This window comes from Mycobacterium sp. NPDC051804 (genome assembly GCF_044452905.1).
Taxonomy (GTDB): Bacteria; Actinomycetota; Actinomycetes; order Mycobacteriales; family Mycobacteriaceae; genus Mycobacterium.
This window is the reverse complement of the sequence record NZ_JBITCD010000001.1, coordinates 1,085,911-1,103,179: the sequence shown is the minus strand read 5'-3', so window position 1 is coordinate 1,103,179 and position 17,269 is coordinate 1,085,911. Positions and strand designations below refer to the sequence as shown.

21 protein-coding genes are annotated in these 17,269 nt (G+C 66.0%); 4 read left to right on the top strand and 17 right to left on the bottom strand.

Features of this window, described 5'->3' with window-relative positions; all coding sequences use genetic code 11:
• Positions 1 to 3 precede the first annotated feature (3 nt).
• Both ACIA48_RS05370 and ACIA48_RS05365 read right to left on the bottom strand, forming a co-directional pair.
• Entirely contained in the window at positions 4 to 1,401 is a 1,398-nt protein-coding gene (locus ACIA48_RS05370) for a glutamyl-tRNA reductase (RefSeq protein ID WP_396728324.1), read from the bottom strand.
• A gap of 98 nt (positions 1,402 to 1,499) precedes the next feature.
• Positions 1,500 to 1,757: a glutaredoxin family protein gene (locus ACIA48_RS05365; protein WP_396728322.1), complete on the bottom strand. Its 258-nt coding sequence runs from the start codon at positions 1,755 to 1,757 to the stop codon at positions 1,500 to 1,502.
• Between the two features lie 38 nt (positions 1,758 to 1,795).
• Here ACIA48_RS05365 and ACIA48_RS05360 point away from each other — a divergent pair, with 38 nt between their 5' ends.
• Both ACIA48_RS05360 and ACIA48_RS05355 read left to right on the top strand, forming a co-directional pair.
• Positions 1,796 to 2,665: an HAD family hydrolase gene (locus ACIA48_RS05360; RefSeq protein WP_396728320.1), complete on the top strand. Its 870-nt coding sequence runs from the start codon at positions 1,796 to 1,798 to the stop codon at positions 2,663 to 2,665.
• A gap of 49 nt (positions 2,666 to 2,714) precedes the next feature.
• Positions 2,715 to 3,245: a MaoC family dehydratase N-terminal domain-containing protein gene (locus ACIA48_RS05355; RefSeq protein WP_396728318.1), complete on the top strand. Its 531-nt coding sequence runs from the start codon at positions 2,715 to 2,717 to the stop codon at positions 3,243 to 3,245.
• A gap of 36 nt (positions 3,246 to 3,281) precedes the next feature.
• Here ACIA48_RS05355 and ACIA48_RS05350 read toward each other — a convergent pair whose 3' ends face one another.
• The 9 genes from ACIA48_RS05350 to ACIA48_RS05310 form a co-directional block, all read right to left on the bottom strand.
• On the bottom strand, positions 3,282 to 4,352 hold the full coding sequence (locus ACIA48_RS05350; protein ID WP_396728317.1) for a lysophospholipid acyltransferase family protein: 1,071 nt from the start codon (positions 4,350 to 4,352) through the stop codon (positions 3,282 to 3,284).
• Positions 4,353 to 4,391: 39 nt separating this feature from the next.
• Positions 4,392 to 5,468: an SDR family oxidoreductase gene (locus ACIA48_RS05345; protein WP_396728315.1), complete on the bottom strand. Its 1,077-nt coding sequence runs from the start codon at positions 5,466 to 5,468 to the stop codon at positions 4,392 to 4,394.
• 29 nt (positions 5,469 to 5,497) lie between these two features.
• Complete coding sequence (locus ACIA48_RS05340; RefSeq protein ID WP_003402602.1) at positions 5,498 to 5,599, bottom strand: 30S ribosomal protein bS22; 102 nt, start codon at positions 5,597 to 5,599, stop codon at positions 5,498 to 5,500.
• 170 nt (positions 5,600 to 5,769) lie between these two features.
• Positions 5,770 to 6,027, bottom strand: coding sequence for a helix-turn-helix domain-containing protein (locus ACIA48_RS05335; RefSeq protein WP_014209550.1), 258 nt, complete (start codon positions 6,025 to 6,027; stop codon positions 5,770 to 5,772).
• A 139-nt stretch (positions 6,028 to 6,166) separates the two neighbouring features.
• The gene (proC, locus tag ACIA48_RS05330; protein ID WP_396728312.1) at positions 6,167 to 7,039 is read right to left on the bottom strand and encodes a pyrroline-5-carboxylate reductase; all 873 of its coding nucleotides are present in this window, start codon (positions 7,037 to 7,039) and stop codon (positions 6,167 to 6,169) included.
• Positions 7,040 to 7,084: 45 nt separating this feature from the next.
• Positions 7,085 to 7,897 (bottom strand): thioesterase family protein, encoded by an 813-nt coding sequence (locus tag ACIA48_RS05325; protein WP_396728310.1) that lies wholly within the window; start codon positions 7,895 to 7,897, stop codon positions 7,085 to 7,087.
• A gap of 17 nt (positions 7,898 to 7,914) precedes the next feature.
• The gene (locus ACIA48_RS05320; RefSeq protein WP_396728308.1) at positions 7,915 to 8,760 is read right to left on the bottom strand and encodes a sugar phosphate isomerase/epimerase family protein; all 846 of its coding nucleotides are present in this window, start codon (positions 8,758 to 8,760) and stop codon (positions 7,915 to 7,917) included.
• 28 nt (positions 8,761 to 8,788) lie between these two features.
• Positions 8,789 to 9,913, bottom strand: a complete 1,125-nt coding sequence (locus ACIA48_RS05315) for a hypothetical protein (RefSeq protein WP_396728306.1) — start codon at positions 9,911 to 9,913, stop codon at positions 8,789 to 8,791.
• A gap of 57 nt (positions 9,914 to 9,970) precedes the next feature.
• Positions 9,971 to 10,936 carry a hypothetical protein gene (locus tag ACIA48_RS05310; RefSeq protein ID WP_396728304.1) on the bottom strand — a complete coding sequence of 322 codons (966 nt, stop codon included), beginning with the start codon at positions 10,934 to 10,936 and terminating at the stop codon, positions 9,971 to 9,973.
• 24 nt (positions 10,937 to 10,960) lie between these two features.
• Between ACIA48_RS05310 and ACIA48_RS05305 the strand changes: the two genes are divergently transcribed.
• Together ACIA48_RS05305 and ACIA48_RS05300 are read left to right on the top strand one after the other, a co-directional pair.
• Entirely contained in the window at positions 10,961 to 11,746 is a 786-nt protein-coding gene (locus ACIA48_RS05305) for a hypothetical protein (protein ID WP_396728302.1), read from the top strand.
• Entirely contained in the window at positions 11,743 to 12,069 is a 327-nt protein-coding gene (locus tag ACIA48_RS05300) for a YciI family protein (protein WP_396728300.1), read from the top strand. Before ACIA48_RS05305 ends, ACIA48_RS05300 begins: the two co-directional genes overlap by 4 nt.
• On the opposite strand, the gene regX is transcribed toward ACIA48_RS05300, so the two are convergent.
• The 6 genes from regX to ACIA48_RS05270 all read right to left on the bottom strand — a co-directional run bounded on the left by regX (position 12,066) and on the right by ACIA48_RS05270 (position 17,242).
• A complete protein-coding gene (regX, locus tag ACIA48_RS05295; protein WP_396728298.1) occupies positions 12,066 to 12,752 on the bottom strand; it encodes a two-component sensory transduction protein RegX in 687 nt (228 codons plus the stop codon). The genes ACIA48_RS05300 and regX overlap by 4 nt on opposite strands.
• Before the next feature lie 8 nt (positions 12,753 to 12,760).
• The gene (locus ACIA48_RS05290; RefSeq protein ID WP_396728296.1) at positions 12,761 to 13,948 is read right to left on the bottom strand and encodes a sensor histidine kinase; all 1,188 of its coding nucleotides are present in this window, start codon (positions 13,946 to 13,948) and stop codon (positions 12,761 to 12,763) included.
• Between the two features lie 141 nt (positions 13,949 to 14,089).
• Positions 14,090 to 14,836, bottom strand: a complete 747-nt coding sequence (locus tag ACIA48_RS05285; protein WP_396728294.1) for a phosphoglyceromutase — start codon at positions 14,834 to 14,836, stop codon at positions 14,090 to 14,092.
• A gap of 10 nt (positions 14,837 to 14,846) precedes the next feature.
• Positions 14,847 to 15,368, bottom strand: a complete 522-nt coding sequence (locus ACIA48_RS05280; RefSeq protein ID WP_396728292.1) for a YbjN domain-containing protein — start codon at positions 15,366 to 15,368, stop codon at positions 14,847 to 14,849.
• The gene (gene mshA, locus ACIA48_RS05275; protein ID WP_396728290.1) at positions 15,365 to 16,693 is read right to left on the bottom strand and encodes a D-inositol-3-phosphate glycosyltransferase; all 1,329 of its coding nucleotides are present in this window, start codon (positions 16,691 to 16,693) and stop codon (positions 15,365 to 15,367) included. Before mshA ends, ACIA48_RS05280 begins: the two co-directional genes overlap by 4 nt.
• 84 nt (positions 16,694 to 16,777) lie before the next feature.
• Positions 16,778 to 17,242 (bottom strand): hypothetical protein, encoded by a 465-nt coding sequence (locus ACIA48_RS05270; RefSeq protein ID WP_396728288.1) that lies wholly within the window; start codon positions 17,240 to 17,242, stop codon positions 16,778 to 16,780.
• Between the last annotated feature and the right edge of the window lie 27 nt (positions 17,243 to 17,269).

The window sequence follows — 17,269 nt, the reverse complement described above, 5'->3', positions numbered from 1 at the left end:
GCTCTACTCGGTCTTGTCGAGATCGGTTGCCGCTGCGGTGAATTCGTTGCCTCCGGCAACGGTGGTGAATTCGTTGCCTCCGGCAACGGCGGCAATTTCGCCCGCCGCTACGGCGTCCACCGCCTGCTGGTCGAGCTCGAAGAGCTCACGCAGCGCCTCGGCATAGCTGTCGCCGCCCGGGGCACTCGCGAGCTGCTTGACCCGAACCGTCGGGGCGTGCAGGAGTTTGTCAACGACCCGTCGCACCGTCTTGGCGACCTCGTCGCGGTGGGCCGCTTCCAGCCCGGGGAGCCGGTTGTCCAGACGCAACAGCTCGGCCTCGACGACGTCGGCGGCCCGCTGGCGCAGGGCGGTGACGGTGGGCGTGACCTCGGCCATCCGCTGTCCCGACAGGTAGTTCGCGACCTCGGCGGCGACGATGGTGCGGGCCGCCTCGGTGTCGGACGCCGCGGCGCGCGCCGAGGGCTCGCGCTGGATCCTGTCCATATCGATGACGTAGACGTCGGGAAGACCGGCGACGGCGGGATCGACGTTGCGGGGCATGCCGAGATCGCAGATCACCAGCTGTTTGGGCATCTGGCCGTGCGCGAGGCCGCGGTGGACGTCGGCCAGCGACACCACCGGACGCACAGCGCCGGTGCAGCTCACGACAACATCGGCGTCGGTCAGGGTCGGCGTCAGGTGGTCGAACGGGAACGCGTCGGCCACGACGCCGAGTTCACGGACCTTGTCTGCCAGCCGCTTCGCGCGGGGCAGCGACCGGTTCACGATGTGGATACGCTCGACTCCGGCCTTGACCAGGTACTTGGCCGCCAGCGAACCCATGGAGCCCGCGCCGATGACGACCGCGCTGCGGCCCGCCAACGAGCCGAGCTTGGCGTCGGCCATATCGAGCGCCACCGACACCACGGACGCGCCCGCGGCGTCGATACCGGTTTCGGAGTGCACCCGCTTACCGACGGACAGGGCACGCTGGGACAGTTCATGCAGCGTGCGGCCGACGGTGTGGTTCGTCTCGGCGGTCGCGTATGCCCGGCGCACCTGGCCGAGGACCTGCTGTTCGCCGATCACCGCGGAGTCCAGTCCGCTGGCCACCGCGAACAGATGCTCGACGGCAGCCTCGGCATAGCGCACGTAGGCGTATTTCGTGAGGTCGTTGAGACCCATACCGGAGTGCTCGGAGAGCACCTGACCGATCACCGAGAGCCCGCCGTGGAACGCCTCGACGACGGCGTAGACCTCGACACGGTTGCAGGTGGACAGCACCATGGCCTCAGTCACCAGCGACGACTGCAGGACCTTTTCGACGATCTTGGCCTGTTCGGCCTCATCGGTGCTCAGTTGCTCGAGGACGGACACCGGCGCGCTGCGGTGCGAAACCCCGAAAAGCAGCACGCTCACGGCTTGTCCACCACACCTCTCCCCGTCGCTTCGCTCGCCCCAGGAACGTCACCCACGGTAGTCGTTGACCAGCTGGGCTACCAAATTTGCTCGACTCTTTATCGATCCCTCAGATCCGCCCGCAACCTGGGCTCATCGACTTCCCAATAGCTGTGCTCAACGCCGTCGAGCAGCACCACCGGCAGCCGATCGCCGAACTCCGCCCGTAGCGCGGGGTTCCCATCGGCCGCGGCCGCGTCGACGTCGGTGACCGTCAACGAGAAGCCCAGCTCCTCGGCCAGCTCGCCGAGCCGCGCCGCGGCCTTGGTGCAGATCGTGCAGCCGGCCCGTGTGAGCAGTTCCACGCGCCTTCCCATGACGCAAGTATCTCCGCTCGGTGACTTAGGCTGAATTCGTGTCCGACGCCGACGATCAGTTGCTCGCAGGTGAGGCCAGCGCGGGTGCTGCAGTGTTCGACCTGGACGAGGGAAGCGCACCGCTCGCCCCGCCGCCCGATCTGACCGCGGCGGCGTTCTTCGACGTCGACAACACGCTCGTGCACGGGTCGTCGCTGGTGCATTTCGCGCGCGGATTGGCCGCGCGCAAGTACTTCACCTACGGCGATCTGGGCCGATTCGCCTACGCCCAGGCCAAGTTTCAACTGCTCGGCCGGGAGAACAGCGAGGACGTCGCGGCCGGTAAGCGGAAGGCGCTCGCGTTCATCGAGGGGCGGTCGACCGCGGAATTGATGGATCTCGGCGAGGAGATCTACGACCAGATCATCGCCGACAAGATCTGGCCGGGCACTCGCGCATTGACGCAGATGCACCTCGACGCCGGCCAACAGGTGTGGCTCGTCACCGCGACGCCCTATGAGCTGGCGGCCACCATCGCCAAGCGGCTCGGACTGACCGGCGCGCTCGGCACCGTCGCCGAATCGGTTGACGGCGTGTTCACCGGCCGGCTTGTCGGCGACATCCTGCACGGCGCCGGTAAGGCGCATGCGGTGCGGGCGCTGGCGATCCGCGAGGGCCTGAATCTGCGGCGCTGTACCGCCTATTCAGACAGCTTCAACGACGTGCCGATGCTGTCGCTGGTCGGCACGGCCGTGGCGATCAATCCAGATGCCGACCTGCGTGATCTGGCGCGGGAGCGCGGATGGGAGATCCGCGATTTCCGCACGGCGCGCAAGGCCGCGCGCATCGGCGTGCCATCGGCGCTGGCATTGGGCGCCGCCGGCGGGGCGTTGGCGGCGATCGTGTCGCGCCGCCAGGATGGCCGCTGAGACCAGCGCTGATAGGCTCGCGCCGCACATCACGAGACGAAGAGACACCATGGCTATCGCTGAAGACATCATCGGAACCCACTACCGGTATCCCGACTACTTCGAGGTCAACCGGGAGAAGATCCGTGAGTTCGCGCGTGCGGTCAAAGACGAGCACCCGGCGCACTACACCGAGGAAGGCGCCAAAGAGTACGGCCATGACGCCCTCGTCGCGTCACTGACGTTCCTGGCGGTGGCCGGCCGTCGAGTGCAGAACGAGATCTTCAATCACTTCGACGTGCCGATCAACATGGAGCGGGTGCTGCACCGCGACCAGAAGCTGGTCTTCCATCGGCCCATCCTGGCCGGCGACAAACTGTACTTCGACTCCTACCTGGATTCGGTCATGGAATCGCATGGCGCGATCCTCACCGAGATCCGCGGCGAGGTGACGGACGCCGAGGGCAAGCCGGTCATCACCAGCATCGTCACGGTGATGGGCGAGGCCGAGGTCGACGAGGCCGACGAGGTCAGCGCACGCATCGCTGCGGCGCGGGACGAGGCCATCGCGAAGATGGTTGCTAAGCAAAGCTCTAAGTAGAGCTAACCGAAAAGCAGAGCGCGCGAAGCGAATTCCTTATCCGAAGAACGCGTTTCGCCGGTTCGCCAATAGCTGATAGAGCGTCTGCTGGATGGTTTCGCGCACGTGGTCCGTCAGTTCGAAAGTCACCATCGGATCATCGGCGGCCGCTTCGTCGTAATCGGACGTGTAGATCGGCTCGCCGAACTGGATGTGCCACTTCGACGGTAGCGGCATCAACCCGACGGGTCCGGCCAGCGGGAACAGCGGAGTGACGGGGAAGTACGGCAGCCCGAGCAGCCGCGCCAGCAGCTTGACGTCGGCCATCATCGGATAGATCTCTTCAGATCCGACGATCGAGCACGGCACGATCGGCGCCTTGGTCCGCAGGGCCGCCGAGACGAACCCGCCGCGACCGAACCGCTGCAGCTTGTAGCGGTCCTTGAAGTGCTTGCCCAAACCCTTGTAGCCCTCGGGGAAAACGGCGGTGAGCTCCCCGGCCGCCAACAGCCGGTGCGCATCGGAGGTGCAGGCCATGGTGTGGCCCGCCTTGCGCGCGGCCTGCCCGACGACGGGCATGTCGAACACCATGTCGGCGGCCAGCAGACGCAGGTCGCGATTCGTCGGGTGGTTGTCGTGGACCGCCACCGACGTCATCAGCCCGTCGAAGGGCAACACCCCGGCATGGTTGGCAACCACCAAGGCGGCGCCGTCCACGGGCAGGTTCTCGATGCCGCTGACCTCCACCCGGAACCACGACTTGAACAAGACTCGCAGCAAAGGCAAGAAGATTGCGTTATTGAGGTGGGAGTCGAAGCCGAACTCGTCGACGCTGTAGTCGCCCGTCATCCGCTCGCGGATGAATTCAGCTCCCGCTGCGATTCGTTTGGCGAGTTCGGACGGTGTGTCGTCGGCGCCCGCGCCACCCGACGCGGCGCCGCGCACCTGATCGATCTCGCGGACGACTGCGGCGATCTGCTCAGCGGAGGCGTGGGGACCGCTGTCGGAAAGTACGGACGGATGTCGGCGCGAACTTTCCGCACGCGCCGCGGCGGCCCTCCGCTGGGCCGTCGACCGACCCGAATTGGAATGCAGCGGAATGACTTTGGCTTTTGACTCGCCCGCCACCTTCGTACCTTCTCCCCGACCCGATCCGAACTGTTGCTGTTATCTTCCCCACCGCTGCGCCATCGAGACGGCGCGGCTCTCCATTGAGCGTACCCATTTAGGGTCGATGATCGGAGTCATCCCGCGACCTCTCACGTAATCATCAAACGCTTCCAAGGTTGTCCACTTCGGGCTGTAACCAAGGTCATTACGCATTCGTGTCGTATCCATGACCCGGCCGTAGCTCAAGTAGTCGAGCTGCTCACGATCGACCTCAGTGTAGCGAGTTGCGCGCGACAGCGAATCCACAGCGGAGAGTGCGGACCGCGGTACCGGCAGCGGTAGCCGGCCGGCGCGCCGGATGGCCTGGCTCATCATCATGATTCCCGAGGCGCCGACGTTGAACGCGCCGGACTTGCCCGCCATGGTCGCGCGCTCCAACGCACCGAGCGCGTCCTGCTCGTGCAACAGCTGCAGCCGCGCGTCGTGACCGATGACCGTCGGCACCACCGGACCCGCCAAATACCGCGACAGCGCGGTGTCCATCGCCGGACCGATCATGTTGGCCAGCCGCAGGATGGTGACCGTGATGTCGGGCCGACGCCGGCCCAGACCGCGTGCGTAGCCCTCGATGTCGATGCTGTCGCGCGCGAAGCCCTCGCCCGGTGGCCTGCGAGCACTGTTGTTCTCGGTGAACAGGACGGGATCGTGTGGATGCGAGCCGTAGACCTCCGACGTCGACTTCACGATCACCCTGCGCACCGTCGGCGCCTTCTGACAGGCCGCGAACAGCTGGATCGCGCCCATCACGTTGAGCTCTTTGAGCACCGCCCGGCCCCCGGCACGGGGAACGTAGGACGCCGCAGCGGCGTGCACGACGGTGTCGACCTCGCCGTTGCGGATGACCTTCGCGATGAACGGGTTGCGGATGTCGGCGCGCACGAACTCGGCGCGGCCCATCCGGCGCAGCAGATCCTTGCTCGGCGCGATGGCGTCGACGGCGATGACGTGGTTGATCAGCGGGTTCTGGGCCAACCGTGCCGTCAGATACCCGCCGAGGAACCGGCACGCGCCAGTGACAAGCACGACTTTCGGGTAGTGGACGGTGTCGTCTTGCGAACGACCCTCAGAATCCATCCGGTCAGCCTAGCGACCAAGCGCGAGAACTACTTGCCGAGTTTTCTGCGCTGGACCCTGGTGCGACGAAGCAGCTTGCGGTGCTTCTTCTTCGACATACGCTTACGCCGCTTCTTGATGACTGAACCCATGAACTCCGCTATCTAGATGATGTTTGTGCACTTCCATGCACCACGCTTTATCTGTGCGCTCCGCGCACGTGACTCGACCCGCTACCTTACCTGGGCGGTCAGGTTAGCGAAAAACGCGTGGCCATGAACAAGCAGGGTCAAGCGGTGTGGGGCGACCGGAGACCAAACGATCAGCCTGCGTCGAAGTACGAGCTTTCAAGCATGTCGTGCACTGCCTTGGCGTGCACGCGGAACGAGCGGCCGACACGCACTGCGGGCAACTCTCCGTTGTGCACCAATCGATATACCGTCATCTTGCTGACCCGCATCAGGCTGGCCACTTCCGCAACGGTGAGAAATTGAGCACGAGGCGGCTGGCCGTCGGACGCACCGCTGTCCCGCTTGCCGCTCGCCGAATCACGACCCGATGGCCCGTTCATAGACGTCATCGCAACCCATTCAGTTCAGGCACGAGCAGTTCCAGCAGCTTCCCCACCGCTGGCACCAACCCGTGCTTACACGAGGAGAATAGCGTGGCGTGTGGGGTTACTGCGACGGGTGTGGGCTAATCAATTTGAATTGATTGAATTACTGAGATGTAATTCCTAGCTGCTCAGACCGGGTTTTTGCGGCTTCGACCGCGGAAGCTACGGCCGCCCGCAAACCGCCCCTTTCGAGTTCTCGCAGTCCAGCCGCGGTGGTACCCCCGGGCGAGGTAACTGTCGCGCGCAGCTGCGCGGCCGTAGTGTCGATCGCCGTCCCCAAAGCCACATCGCCGGATGGCTGGGCCTCATCGAGCCGCTCGAGCAGCATCGCGGCCGAACCCGCCATTGTTTGCACGACGAGATCGGTCGACACCGACCGCGGCAGACCCGCGGCCACGCCCGCATCCACCAACGCTTCGACCATCAGGAAGAAATACGCCGGGCCCGACCCGGACACCGCGGTGACGGCGTCGAGCTGCGACTCCGGCACCGTGAGGACCCCGCCGACCGCGTCGAAGATCGACGACACCTCCTTGAGGTGCTCCTTGGTGGCGAAGCGGCCGGGTGCCAGGGCACTCACGCCGCCGCCGACGACGACCGGCGCGTTGGGCATCACCCGAACGACCGGCGACCCCGCGGGCAGCTTGTTCTCGTAGAACGCCGCCGTGACACCGGCCGCGACGGTCACGAAAACCTTTTCGGCAGTGTCGGTTCCGGCGTTGGCCGCAGCGTCGGCGATCTCGGCGACCAGACCCTCGACGTCGAACGGCTTTACGGCGACGATCACGTATGTCGCGGTGTCTACCGCATCGCCGACGCCAGTGACCAGCACCGAGTACTTCTCAGCGAGATACTTCGCGCGGTCTGGGTACTTCTCGGCGACCACCAGGTCCTTGACCTGCCGACCGGCGCGCAGCATGCCCGACAGCAGCGCCTCACCCATACTTCCGCCGCCGATGATCGCGATTCTGGCCATGCGGGCAAGCATTGCAGACGGCAGCCGGCTACTGCGCGCGCGGCGTCACGCAGCGGGCGGCACCAACGCCAGCTGGCGGCTCTGCACGACGATGTGGCCTTCGCAGTCGACGACGATGTGGTCCTCGTCGAACCAGTCCTGGCCGATCTGCACCGTCGTACAGAGCACCCGCAACCAGCCATCGGCAGGCAGCGCCCGCAGATAGGCGGTCAGCTGGACGGTGGGCGCCCAACCGAACCTGTTGACCCCGAACGTCACCGGAGCCGACACATCGCCGCACAGCAGCGCGAACAACACGTCGGGGGCCACCCCCTTCGGGCGGACCCAGTACTCGATCACCGGGGGGCCGCCGTCGGAGCGCGGCTCCATCGTCGTCAGCGACGGACGGATATCGCAGCCGTGCGCCAGATGGACGATGTCGGCCATCCGATGGCCGGGCCCGATCGGTTCCAGCCCGGGCGGCGGGTCCGGTTGCATCAGCGGGATGACGGGATTGACCGACAGCAGCGGCGGCACATGATGCTCGGGGTCGCCGAGCGTGACCGCCACTCGGACCGCCGTGCGATCGCCCTGGCTCAGCTCGACGTCGATCAGGCTCACGCGACGGCCGCGCTTGCGCACGGTCGTATGCACCCGCATCGAACCGGGATCCGGCGCCCACAGGAAATTGCCCGAGATCGCGATCGGTTGGACATCCCCGGCGTGCTCGGTACGCGCGGCGTTGGCGCACAGCGCCAGCATCGCTCCGCCGTGCACCTTGTCGCCGATGGTCCAATGTTCGTTCAGCTCACCGTCATACACGCCGTCGCCGGCACTCGTCAGCGCCATGGCATCGGTGAACAGGGTCGAGCTCGGCATGTGAGTCCTTACGTCGGTCAGCGCAGCAAGTTGGCGCGAGCGAACTGCAGCGACTCCGCAAGTAGCGCCTCGCGCTCGCTGGCCGACCGCGCCCCCGATGTCGTCACCTCAAGGATCACATGACCGGAAAAGTTGCTTGCCGCCAGCATCTCGCAGACCTCGACGGTCGGCTGGGTTCCGCGGCCAGGCACCAGATGTTCGTCGGCGGACGCGCCGCTGCCGTCGCACAGATGCAGGTGCACCAGGCCCTCACCCATCCGGTGCGCCATGTCGAGGGCGTCGGTGCCCGCGGTCGCGGTGTGCGACAGGTCGAGTGTGTAGTGGGCGTGCTTCCCGTCCAGCGGGTCGTAGGACGGCGCGAACGCCGAGATGCCCGGTCCCGGCTTACCCCCGCGCTTGCGCATGCGCTCGATCGACGTCTGGCCCGCGCCGAAGAACCGGTCGGCGCGGAACGGGAACATGTTCTCCACCGCCACCATCACATCGCTGGACGCCTCGAGCTCGGCGACCTGATCGGTGAATCCCTCGGCATATCGGCGCTGCCACCGGAATGGCGGATGGACGACGACGGTCTGCGCGCCGAGCTGCTCGGCGGCCCGCACGCTGCGCTCCAGTTTCGGGATCGGATTGGCACCCCACACGCGCTGCGAGATCAGCAGGCAGGGCGCGTGTACCGACAGCACCGGCATCTCGTAACGCTCCGAGAGCTCGGCGATGGCATCGATGTCCTGGGAGACGGTTTCGGCCCACACCATCAGCTCGACGCCGTCGTAGCCGAGGGTCGACGCGTACTCGAAAGCCGCCTCGGTCCTCAGCGGGTAGACCGAGGCCGTCGAAAGACCGACCTTGATTGCGGGGCGCACGTTGTCTATTCGGCGGCGGTAGTCGCCGTCAGCCCGACTGCAGCAGCGCCAGGGGTCCCAACGTGACCAGGGCCCCCACCGCCACCGCGATCAGCGTGCTGCCGATGTCCTCGGTTTTGCGCACCACCCGCACTCCGACGACCAGGCCGAGAATCACGAGAACCGACAACACCAGGGCAACGATGTTGTTCCACTTCCACAGCTGGTCGAATGCGACGAACAGGCCGGCTCCGAACGCGACCGCCAGGACGCACTGCCCCACGATCCACACACCGTGCATGAACGACGACATGGCCTTCGGCTGGGCGGCCTCGGCTTCATGGTCGGGAGCGTCGAGGTCGATGTCCTCCGGACCAGCCGACGTAGCACCGCGGGCCAGGTCGTCGGCGACAGTTTGGCCGCCGAACAACGCACCTGTAGCGGGGCGCGGATAGGACCGAGTGCTGTCGGAGTCCTTGGCTCCAACATCTGGGTCCTCGAGGTCGCCGACCGAGTCCAACGCGTCCACGTCGTCGTCGGATTCGGTCTCCGACCAGTCGAGGGCGGTGTCGTCGTCGACCGGGTCCGGGTCGGGGCTCATCTCCTCGGCGTCCACGAGCCCGCCGAACCGGCGCGGCGCGTAGCTCGAGCGGCGTGGTGGCGCGAAGAAGTCCACGTCGGCGTCGGTGTCGCGCGCCTCGATGTGCGCGGTGTAATCGGAGACCGCGTCGGCGTAATCGTCGTCGGTCTCGTCTTCGGTCGATTCCGGGGCTTCGTCTTCGACGCCCGGGCCACCGTCTACGTCGTCTTCGACGGAGTCTGCTTCGACCGCTTCGATCACGGTGGTGTCCTGGTGATCAACGGCGCCATTGCTCGATGCCGAGCTGCTCAGCTCCTCCGGCTCGACAGCCTCGACCTGGTCTTCGGGCTCCTCGACGGGCTGATCTGCCACCGGCTGTTCGACGGTCTCTTCAACGACAGGCTGTTCGACGAGGTCGCGATCGGTGACGATGGGGATCTCACCGGTCAGCTCGGCGACGGAGATCGAGTCGGTGTCGCCGCGACGGCGCCTACGGCGGCCCCCGACCGGCGGGGCACCGATGGTGCCATTGCGGGCCAGCAACTCCGCGACCGAGATCGGTCGCGTGCCTTGGCTGTCTTCAGGTCCTGTCATTCGTCTCTCGCCTCTGGGCCCCTGGTTTCGGTGCCGTGTGAGCCTCCGGTCTGCTGGTCAGCGTCGCTGGACGGATGTCTCCACCAAGGCTGTTCCATCAGCCTCGCTGTCGAGTTTCCGCAGAATCAGCCCTTCTCGCAATGCCCAGGGACAGATATCCACGCTTTCGACGTCCAGAGCCTTCATGCTCGCCTCAGCTACCAAGGCTCCGGCCACAATCTGCGGCGCCCGCTCGGCGCTCACCCCTTCCAACTCTGCACGGTCAGCAGCGGTCATCCTAGAGATGAATGCTATGAGCTGCCTTAGACCGGTGGCCGTCAGCGTCCGCTTGACCCTCGGACCAGCCCCGGACGGGGCCGCGCCGGTCAGTCGCGCCAGCGACCGGAATGTTTTCGAGGTCGCCACCGCCAGGTCCGGGTTGCCCGCTTTGAGCATCTCGGCGCCGGCGTCGGCCAGCTCGGTGGCCAGCCAGTCGCGCAGCATGTTGACGCGACGGCGGCCAGGCGGATCGTCGGGCAGCCATTCGCGGGTCAACCTGCCCGCACCGAACGGCAGCGACAGCGCCACCTCCGGCTCCTCGTCGACGCCGTTGGACAACTCGAGTGAGCCGCCGCCGATGTCGATGTTGATGATGCGTCCGGCGCTCCAGCCGTACCAGCGGCGCACCGCCAGGAACGTCAGCCTGGACTCGTCGACCCCGCTGAGCACCTGGAGCGCGACCCCGGTCTCGGCGTGAACCCTGGCGAGCAGTTCTTCTGAGTTCTTCGCGTCGCGGACAGCCGAGGTGGCGAAGGCCATCAATTCGGCGCAGCCCGAACTCGCCGCGATCTTGGAGAACTCGTCGAGGGTGCCGATCAACTTGTCGGCACCCTTACGAGTCAGCTTGCCGTTGTTGTCGATTGCCTCGGCCAGGCGCAGCGAGGCTTTCGTGGAACTCATGGGTGTCGGGTGGCCGCCTCGACGCGCGTCCACCACCAACAGGTGGACGGTATTGCTGCCGACATCCAGTACGCCTAATCGCACTCATACACGGTAATAGGTTTACCGTTGAATACTGTGAGCGCATCGCATCCCGGAGAGGTTGAACTCGACTTTGCCCGTGAGTGGGTGGAGTTTTACGACCCTGACAACCCTGAGCACTTGATCGCGGCGGACATGACGTGGCTGCTGTCGCGGTGGACGTGTGTGTTCGGCACGCCCGCCTGTCAGGGGACTGTGGAGGGCAGACCTGATGACGGGTGCTGCAGCCACGGCGCGTTCATGTCCGACAAGAACGACATCGCCGAACTCGAAGAGGCGGTCAAACTCCTGACCGACGAGGATTGGCAGTTCCGCGACAAGGGGCTCGGCAAGAAGGGCTACCTCGAAATGGACGAGTACGACGACAAGCCCAACCTACGCACCCGAAAGTACAAGGGCGCCTGCATCTTTCTGAACCGTCCCGGTTTCCCTGGCGGTATCGGGTGCGCACTGCACTCGAAGGCGCTCAAGATCGGCGTCGAACCGCTGACGCTCAAGCCTGAGGTCTGCTGGCAGCTTCCGATCCGCCGCACCCAGGAGTGGGTGGAACGACCCGACGGCACCGAGGTGCTCAAGACGTGGATCACCGAGTACGACCGCCGCGGCTGGGGCGAGGGCGGCGAGGATCTGCACTGGTATTGCACCGGCGATCCGAACGCTCACGTCGGCAAGAAGCAGGTCTGGGAGTCCTACGCCCCCGAACTCACCGAACTGCTAGGCGAAAAGGCCTACGCCGAGCTGGCCGCAATGTGTAAGCGGCGCAGTGCGTTAGGGCTGATTGCAATCCACCCCGCGACCCGCGCAGCAGAATGACTGATTCAGTCGGCTCTTCGCGCGAGCGCTCATCGCTGTTCTTCTTCCGGCTGACGCCACCGCGCGCGGATTTCGCACAGACGATGACGCCCGCCGAACAGCAGGCGATGGCCGCCCACCAGGACTACTGGCAGCAGCTGCTCAGCGACGGCCGAGTGGTGGTCTACGGCCCCGTCGCCGATCCTGAAGGCGTGTGGGGGTTGGGAGTGCTGCGCGCCGCCGACCGGGCCGAGGTCCTGGCCATCGCCGAACGCGATCCGTCAGTCACCGCTGGTGTCAACACCTTTGAGGTATTCGAAATCCTCGGCGGAACTACGGGTTAGCCCTCCAGTTTGTAGCCCAGACCGCGGACCGTGACCAGGTGTACCGGATTCGCCGGGTCGGCCTCGATCTTCGACCGCAGCCGCTTCACATGTACGTCAAGGGTTTTCGTGTCGCCGACGTAATCGGCACCCCATACCCGGTCGATGAGCTGCCCACGGGTGAGCACCCTGCCGCTGTTTCGCATCAGGTACTCGAGCAGGTCGAACTCCTTGAGCGGCAACGTGATCGCATCACCATTGACCGAAACGACATGGCGCTCGACATCCATGCGCACGGGCCCGGCCTCCAGCACACCGTCGCCGATTCCGGCGTCGTCGCTATCGCTGCCGCGACGCAGCACCGCGCGGATGCGCGCAATCAACTCCCGCGCCGAGTACGGCTTCGTGACGTAGTCGTCGGCCCCGAGCTCGAGCCCGACCACCTTGTCGATCTCGCTGTCGCGCGCCGTCACCATGATGACGGGAACGCTTGAGCGCGAACGCAATTGCTTGCAGACATCGGTGCCGCTCATCCCCGGGAGCATGAGGTCCAACAGGACGATGTCAGCACCGGCCCTCTCGAACTCAGCCAGGGCCGACGGCCCGTCGGCCACTACCGTGGCCTCGAAGCCCTCCTTGCGCAGGAGAAAGGCCAGGGGATCGGCCAAGGACTCCTCGTCCTCCACGATCAACACGCTGGTCATTTGTCTAGCTAGTCCTCTCGTTCGACGTGCACTTCTAGGTCATCGTCACCCTGGGGATACGCCGGAATCGACAGGGTGAAAGTCGATCCCGTTCCTGGTTGGCTCCACAGCCGAATGGATCCGTTGTGGTTGGCGGCGACATGTTTGACGATCGCCAGTCCCAGCCCGGTGCCGCCGGTGGCCCGGGACCGCGCCTTGTCGACACGGAAAAACCGTTCGAACACCCGCTCCTGGTCCGCGCGGGCGATGCCGATACCCCGGTCGGTGACGGCGATCTCGATATTGTCGCCGCGGCGACGCCTGCTGACCGAGACCGCGGAACCATGGGGCGAGTACGCGATCGCGTTGGACACCAGGTTGGCGATCGCGGTCACCAGCAAGGTCTGATCGCCGAGCACGCGGAAGCCGGTCGGCGCGTCGGTGGTGATCGCGATGTCAGCGTTGTCGGCGGCCACCTTGTACCGCGACAGGGCCTCGGCCACCACGGTGTCGACGTCCACGGCCTCCAGATCTGGCAACGGTTCGGCGCCCTGTAGCCGTGACAGCTCGATCAGCTCGCCGACCATGTTGGCCAGCCGACCGGACTCGGTCAGCATCTTCTCGGCGAACCGGCGCACCGTCTCGGGGTCGTCCGCCGATGCCAGCACGGCCTCGGCGAGCACGCCCATTGCGCCGACGGGCGTCTTGAGTTCGTGGCTGACGTTGGCGACGAAGTCCCGGCGGGTTGCCTCCATGCGGGCGTGCTCGGACTGGTCGTCGACGTAGACGACCGCGAACCGGCGGTCCTGCTCGGTCAGCAGGCGAACGTGGCCGCGGACCGACAGTCCCGAGCGGCCGGTATGGGCGCGCTTGCGCGGCGACAGATCGACCTCGCCGTCCTCGCCCGTGGCCAGCGTGCGTTCTGCCGCCAGCCAGGCGCGATCGTCCAGCAATCGATCGCGGACCAGGCCCAGTTCGCGGGCCCGGTCGTTGGTGTAGACGACGTCACGGTAGGTGTCGACCACGACGATTCCGACCGGAGACTGCGACACGATATGGGCGAGCATCTGCGACACGGTGATGCCGGTCTGCGCCGTCGCCCGCCGTTGCCTGCGCGCCATGAGCCGAGGTCCCAGCCCCGCCCCGAGCGCCACGCCAATCCCCAGGGTGAGCACTGCGACGAGGGCTGCCAGCAGCGTCGTCGATACCACACTCACGCGAAAATCGTACGCATCCGGTGAACGTCATCCCAGCAGCGTGCGGCCAAATCGGGACAAGTCACAGAAGGAATCGCCGAAATTCGGACCCCGGCTTCCCCCTGTTAACCCTCCGTTTGCCAGGCCGCTCCGTCGCGTGGCCTACTTCGCGCCCTGCGCAGCAACTGCGGCCGCACCCGCCGCCGCGGCCTCGGGGTCCAGGTAGGTGCCGCCGACGATCGTGGGCTTGAGATCGGAGTCCAGGTCATAGCGAAGCGGGATGCCGGTCGGGATGTTGAGTCCGACCACGTCTTCGTCCGACATTCCGTCCAGATACTTCACCAGCGCGCGCAGCGAGTTGCCGTGGGCTGCGATCAGCACCGTCTTGCCGGCCTGAAGATCAGGCACGATCGTGCCCTCGAAGTACGGCACGAATCGCTCGACGACGTCCTTCAGACATTCGGTCAGCGGCCCACCGCCGATATCGGCGTAGCGCGGGTCGCGGTCCTGGCTGTACTTGCTGCCGGGCTCGATCGGCGGTGGCGGGGTGTCATAGCTGCGCCGCCACTTCATGAACTGATCGTCGCCGTACTTTTCCTTCGTCTCGGCTTTGTTCAGGCCCTGCAGGGCGCCGTAGTGGCGCTCGTTGAGCCGCCAGTCGCGGTGCACCGGGATCCAGTGCCGGTCCGCGGCGTCCAGCGCCAAGTTCGCGGTGGTGATCGCCCGGCGCAGCAGCGACGTGTACAGCACGTCGGGCTGGCGCTCGAGGTCCTTGATCAGCTGGCCCGCGCGCAGGCCTTCAGCGCGGCCTTTCTCGGTGAGGTCGACGTCAGCCCAGCCGGTGAACTGGTTCGACGCGTTCCATTCGCTCTCGCCGTGACGCAGCAGGATCAGCGTGGAGTCTCCCATGCCGAAGAGACTAGTCGGAGGCGTCCTCATCGTCTTCGTCGATCAGGTGCGCGAACGCCTGCAGGTTCTTCAGCGACTCGCCGCGAGACACCCGCCACTCCCACTCTTTCTGGATGGACGAACGAAAACCCAACTCCAGCAAGGTGTTGAAGTCCGAGTCGACGGCCTCGAGCACCTGGCCGAGAATCCGGTCGATCTCATCGGACGTGACCGATTCCAGCGCCATTCGGCCGACCAGATAGATATCGCCGACGTTGTCGAGCGTGTAGGCGACGCCGTAGAGACGGCGGTTGCGTTTCAGCAGGAAGCGGTAGACACCCTCGTGGTTCTCGTCGGGTTTACGGCAGACGAACGCCTCGACGCGCACCGAGTGTTCGCCGATGGACAGGATGGTGTTGGTCTTCAGCCGCCGCTCGCCGGGCAGCTCGACGATGATGCCCGGCAATCCGCCGGCCGCGCCTTCATGGCGGGTGCAGACGAGGTCGTTTTCCTTGCAGGCCTGTTCGATGACGTCCTGCGCGTTGAGGGTCACGCGCGCACACCGCGCCGAATCGTGAAGCGCCGGACACTGCGCCGCGCCGCCCCGTCCTTGCGCTGACGGGCACGGTAGTCGGTCATTGCGCGTCCGTAGCTGGTGAGCAGCGCGTCGACGGTGCTGGCCCACGAGAACGTGGCCGCGTGCTCGACGGCCGCAGCGCGCATCGTGTCGGGTCCCCTGTCCAGTAGTGCGTCGATGGCCTTCGCCCAGTCGTCGACGTCGTGGCCGTCGACCAGCGTTCCGGTGACGCCGTCGCGCACGGCGACCGGCAGCCCGCCGACAGAGGCGGCGACCACCGGAGTGCCGCAGGCCTGCGCCTCGATGGCGACCAGCCCGAACGATTCGGAGTAGCTCGGCACGGCAACCAGATCGGCGGCCCGGTAGACGTCGACGAGGTGTTCGCGCGACTGCGGCGGCAGGAATGTCACATGCGCGGTGATACCCAATTCTTCGGCCAACCGAATCAACACCTCGGGTGCGGCCAGCCCGCTGCCGGACGGCCCACCCGCGACGAGCACCCGCAGCGCGCTGAACCGGCCGGTCAGCTTGGCGGCGGCACGTAGCAGTACGTCGGGCGCCTTCAGCGGTTGGATCCGTCCGACGAAGGCCAGCACCTGCTCGTCGGGGTGAAGCCCGAGCGCGGCGCGCGAGGCGGCCCGATCACCGGGCGTGAACAGTTCAAGGTCCACTCCGGGATGCACGACGTCGATACGCAACGGATCGGCACTGTGCAGCGAAACAAGTTGGCGCGCTTCAGTTTCGGTGTTGACGATCAACCGGTCGGCTTCGTCGACCACTTGTTGTTCGCCGACCGCGCGCAGCGGCGGCTCAGGTGAATCACCCTCGGCCAGCGCCGCATTCTTCACCGCGGCCAGGGTGTGCGCCGTGTGCACGAGCGGCACCGCCCATCGATCCCGCGCCAGCCAGCCCACCTGACCCGACAGCCAGTAATGCGAGTGCACGATGTCGTAGTACCCGGGCTCGTGCGTGGCCTCGGCCCGCAGGACGCCCGCAGTGAATGCGCACAGCTGCGTGGGCAGGTCGTACTTGTCCAGACCCTCGAACGGACCGGCCACGACATTGCGGACGAGCACCCCCGGTGCGACGTGCACGACGGGCGCATCCGCCGACGAGGTGGCCCTGGTGAAGATCTCCACCTCGACGCCACGACGAGCCATCTGCAGCGCACTCTGCAGGACGTAGACGTTCATCCCGCCCGCATCGCCGGTGCCGGGCTGCGCCAGCGGCGACGTGTGAACCGATAGCACGGCCACTCGTCGCGGAACCGAAAGACCTGTCAGATCCGTGGCTTGACGCACACAGACATGTCTACACCGCTGCTGAAGGGGACCTCTCTGCGCGGTCGTCTCCCCGGCGCCGCACTCGCGTGGAGCGATCGCCTACTAGTAGCCCCGGTAGTCAGCGGGGTCGACCTCGACTCCGGCTAGATACCCGACGATCCCCACCACCCAGAACGCAAGGAACGCGATTAGCACGGCCAGCAGTAGATATCGCTGGACTCGTTGGCCCCCGGTGATCTCGTGCTGGGTCCAGTCCGCGGCACCATCCTCGTCGATCGACAACGTCCACACGCCGGGCCGCTTGAATGTCTTATAGAACCACCAGGGGATATAGAGGCCGCAGGTCAAGACTGAGAACAAGATTTGCAGCATGATGTACGCGGGGTGGGTGAGGGGAGTGTCGTAAGTTACCTCTGCCCACGTCCGGCCACGTTTGGTGACCACGGGACCGCTGTTTCTGATCGAGATATTTCCCGAGACGTGATCGACGGTGCCGTACAAACCACCCGGCAGCGATGCGATCTCGCTGGCAAGGATATGACTGCGCTCGGCTTCGCTGAGGCTCATAACCGACCGTGCCTTTCGCCGGCGGTT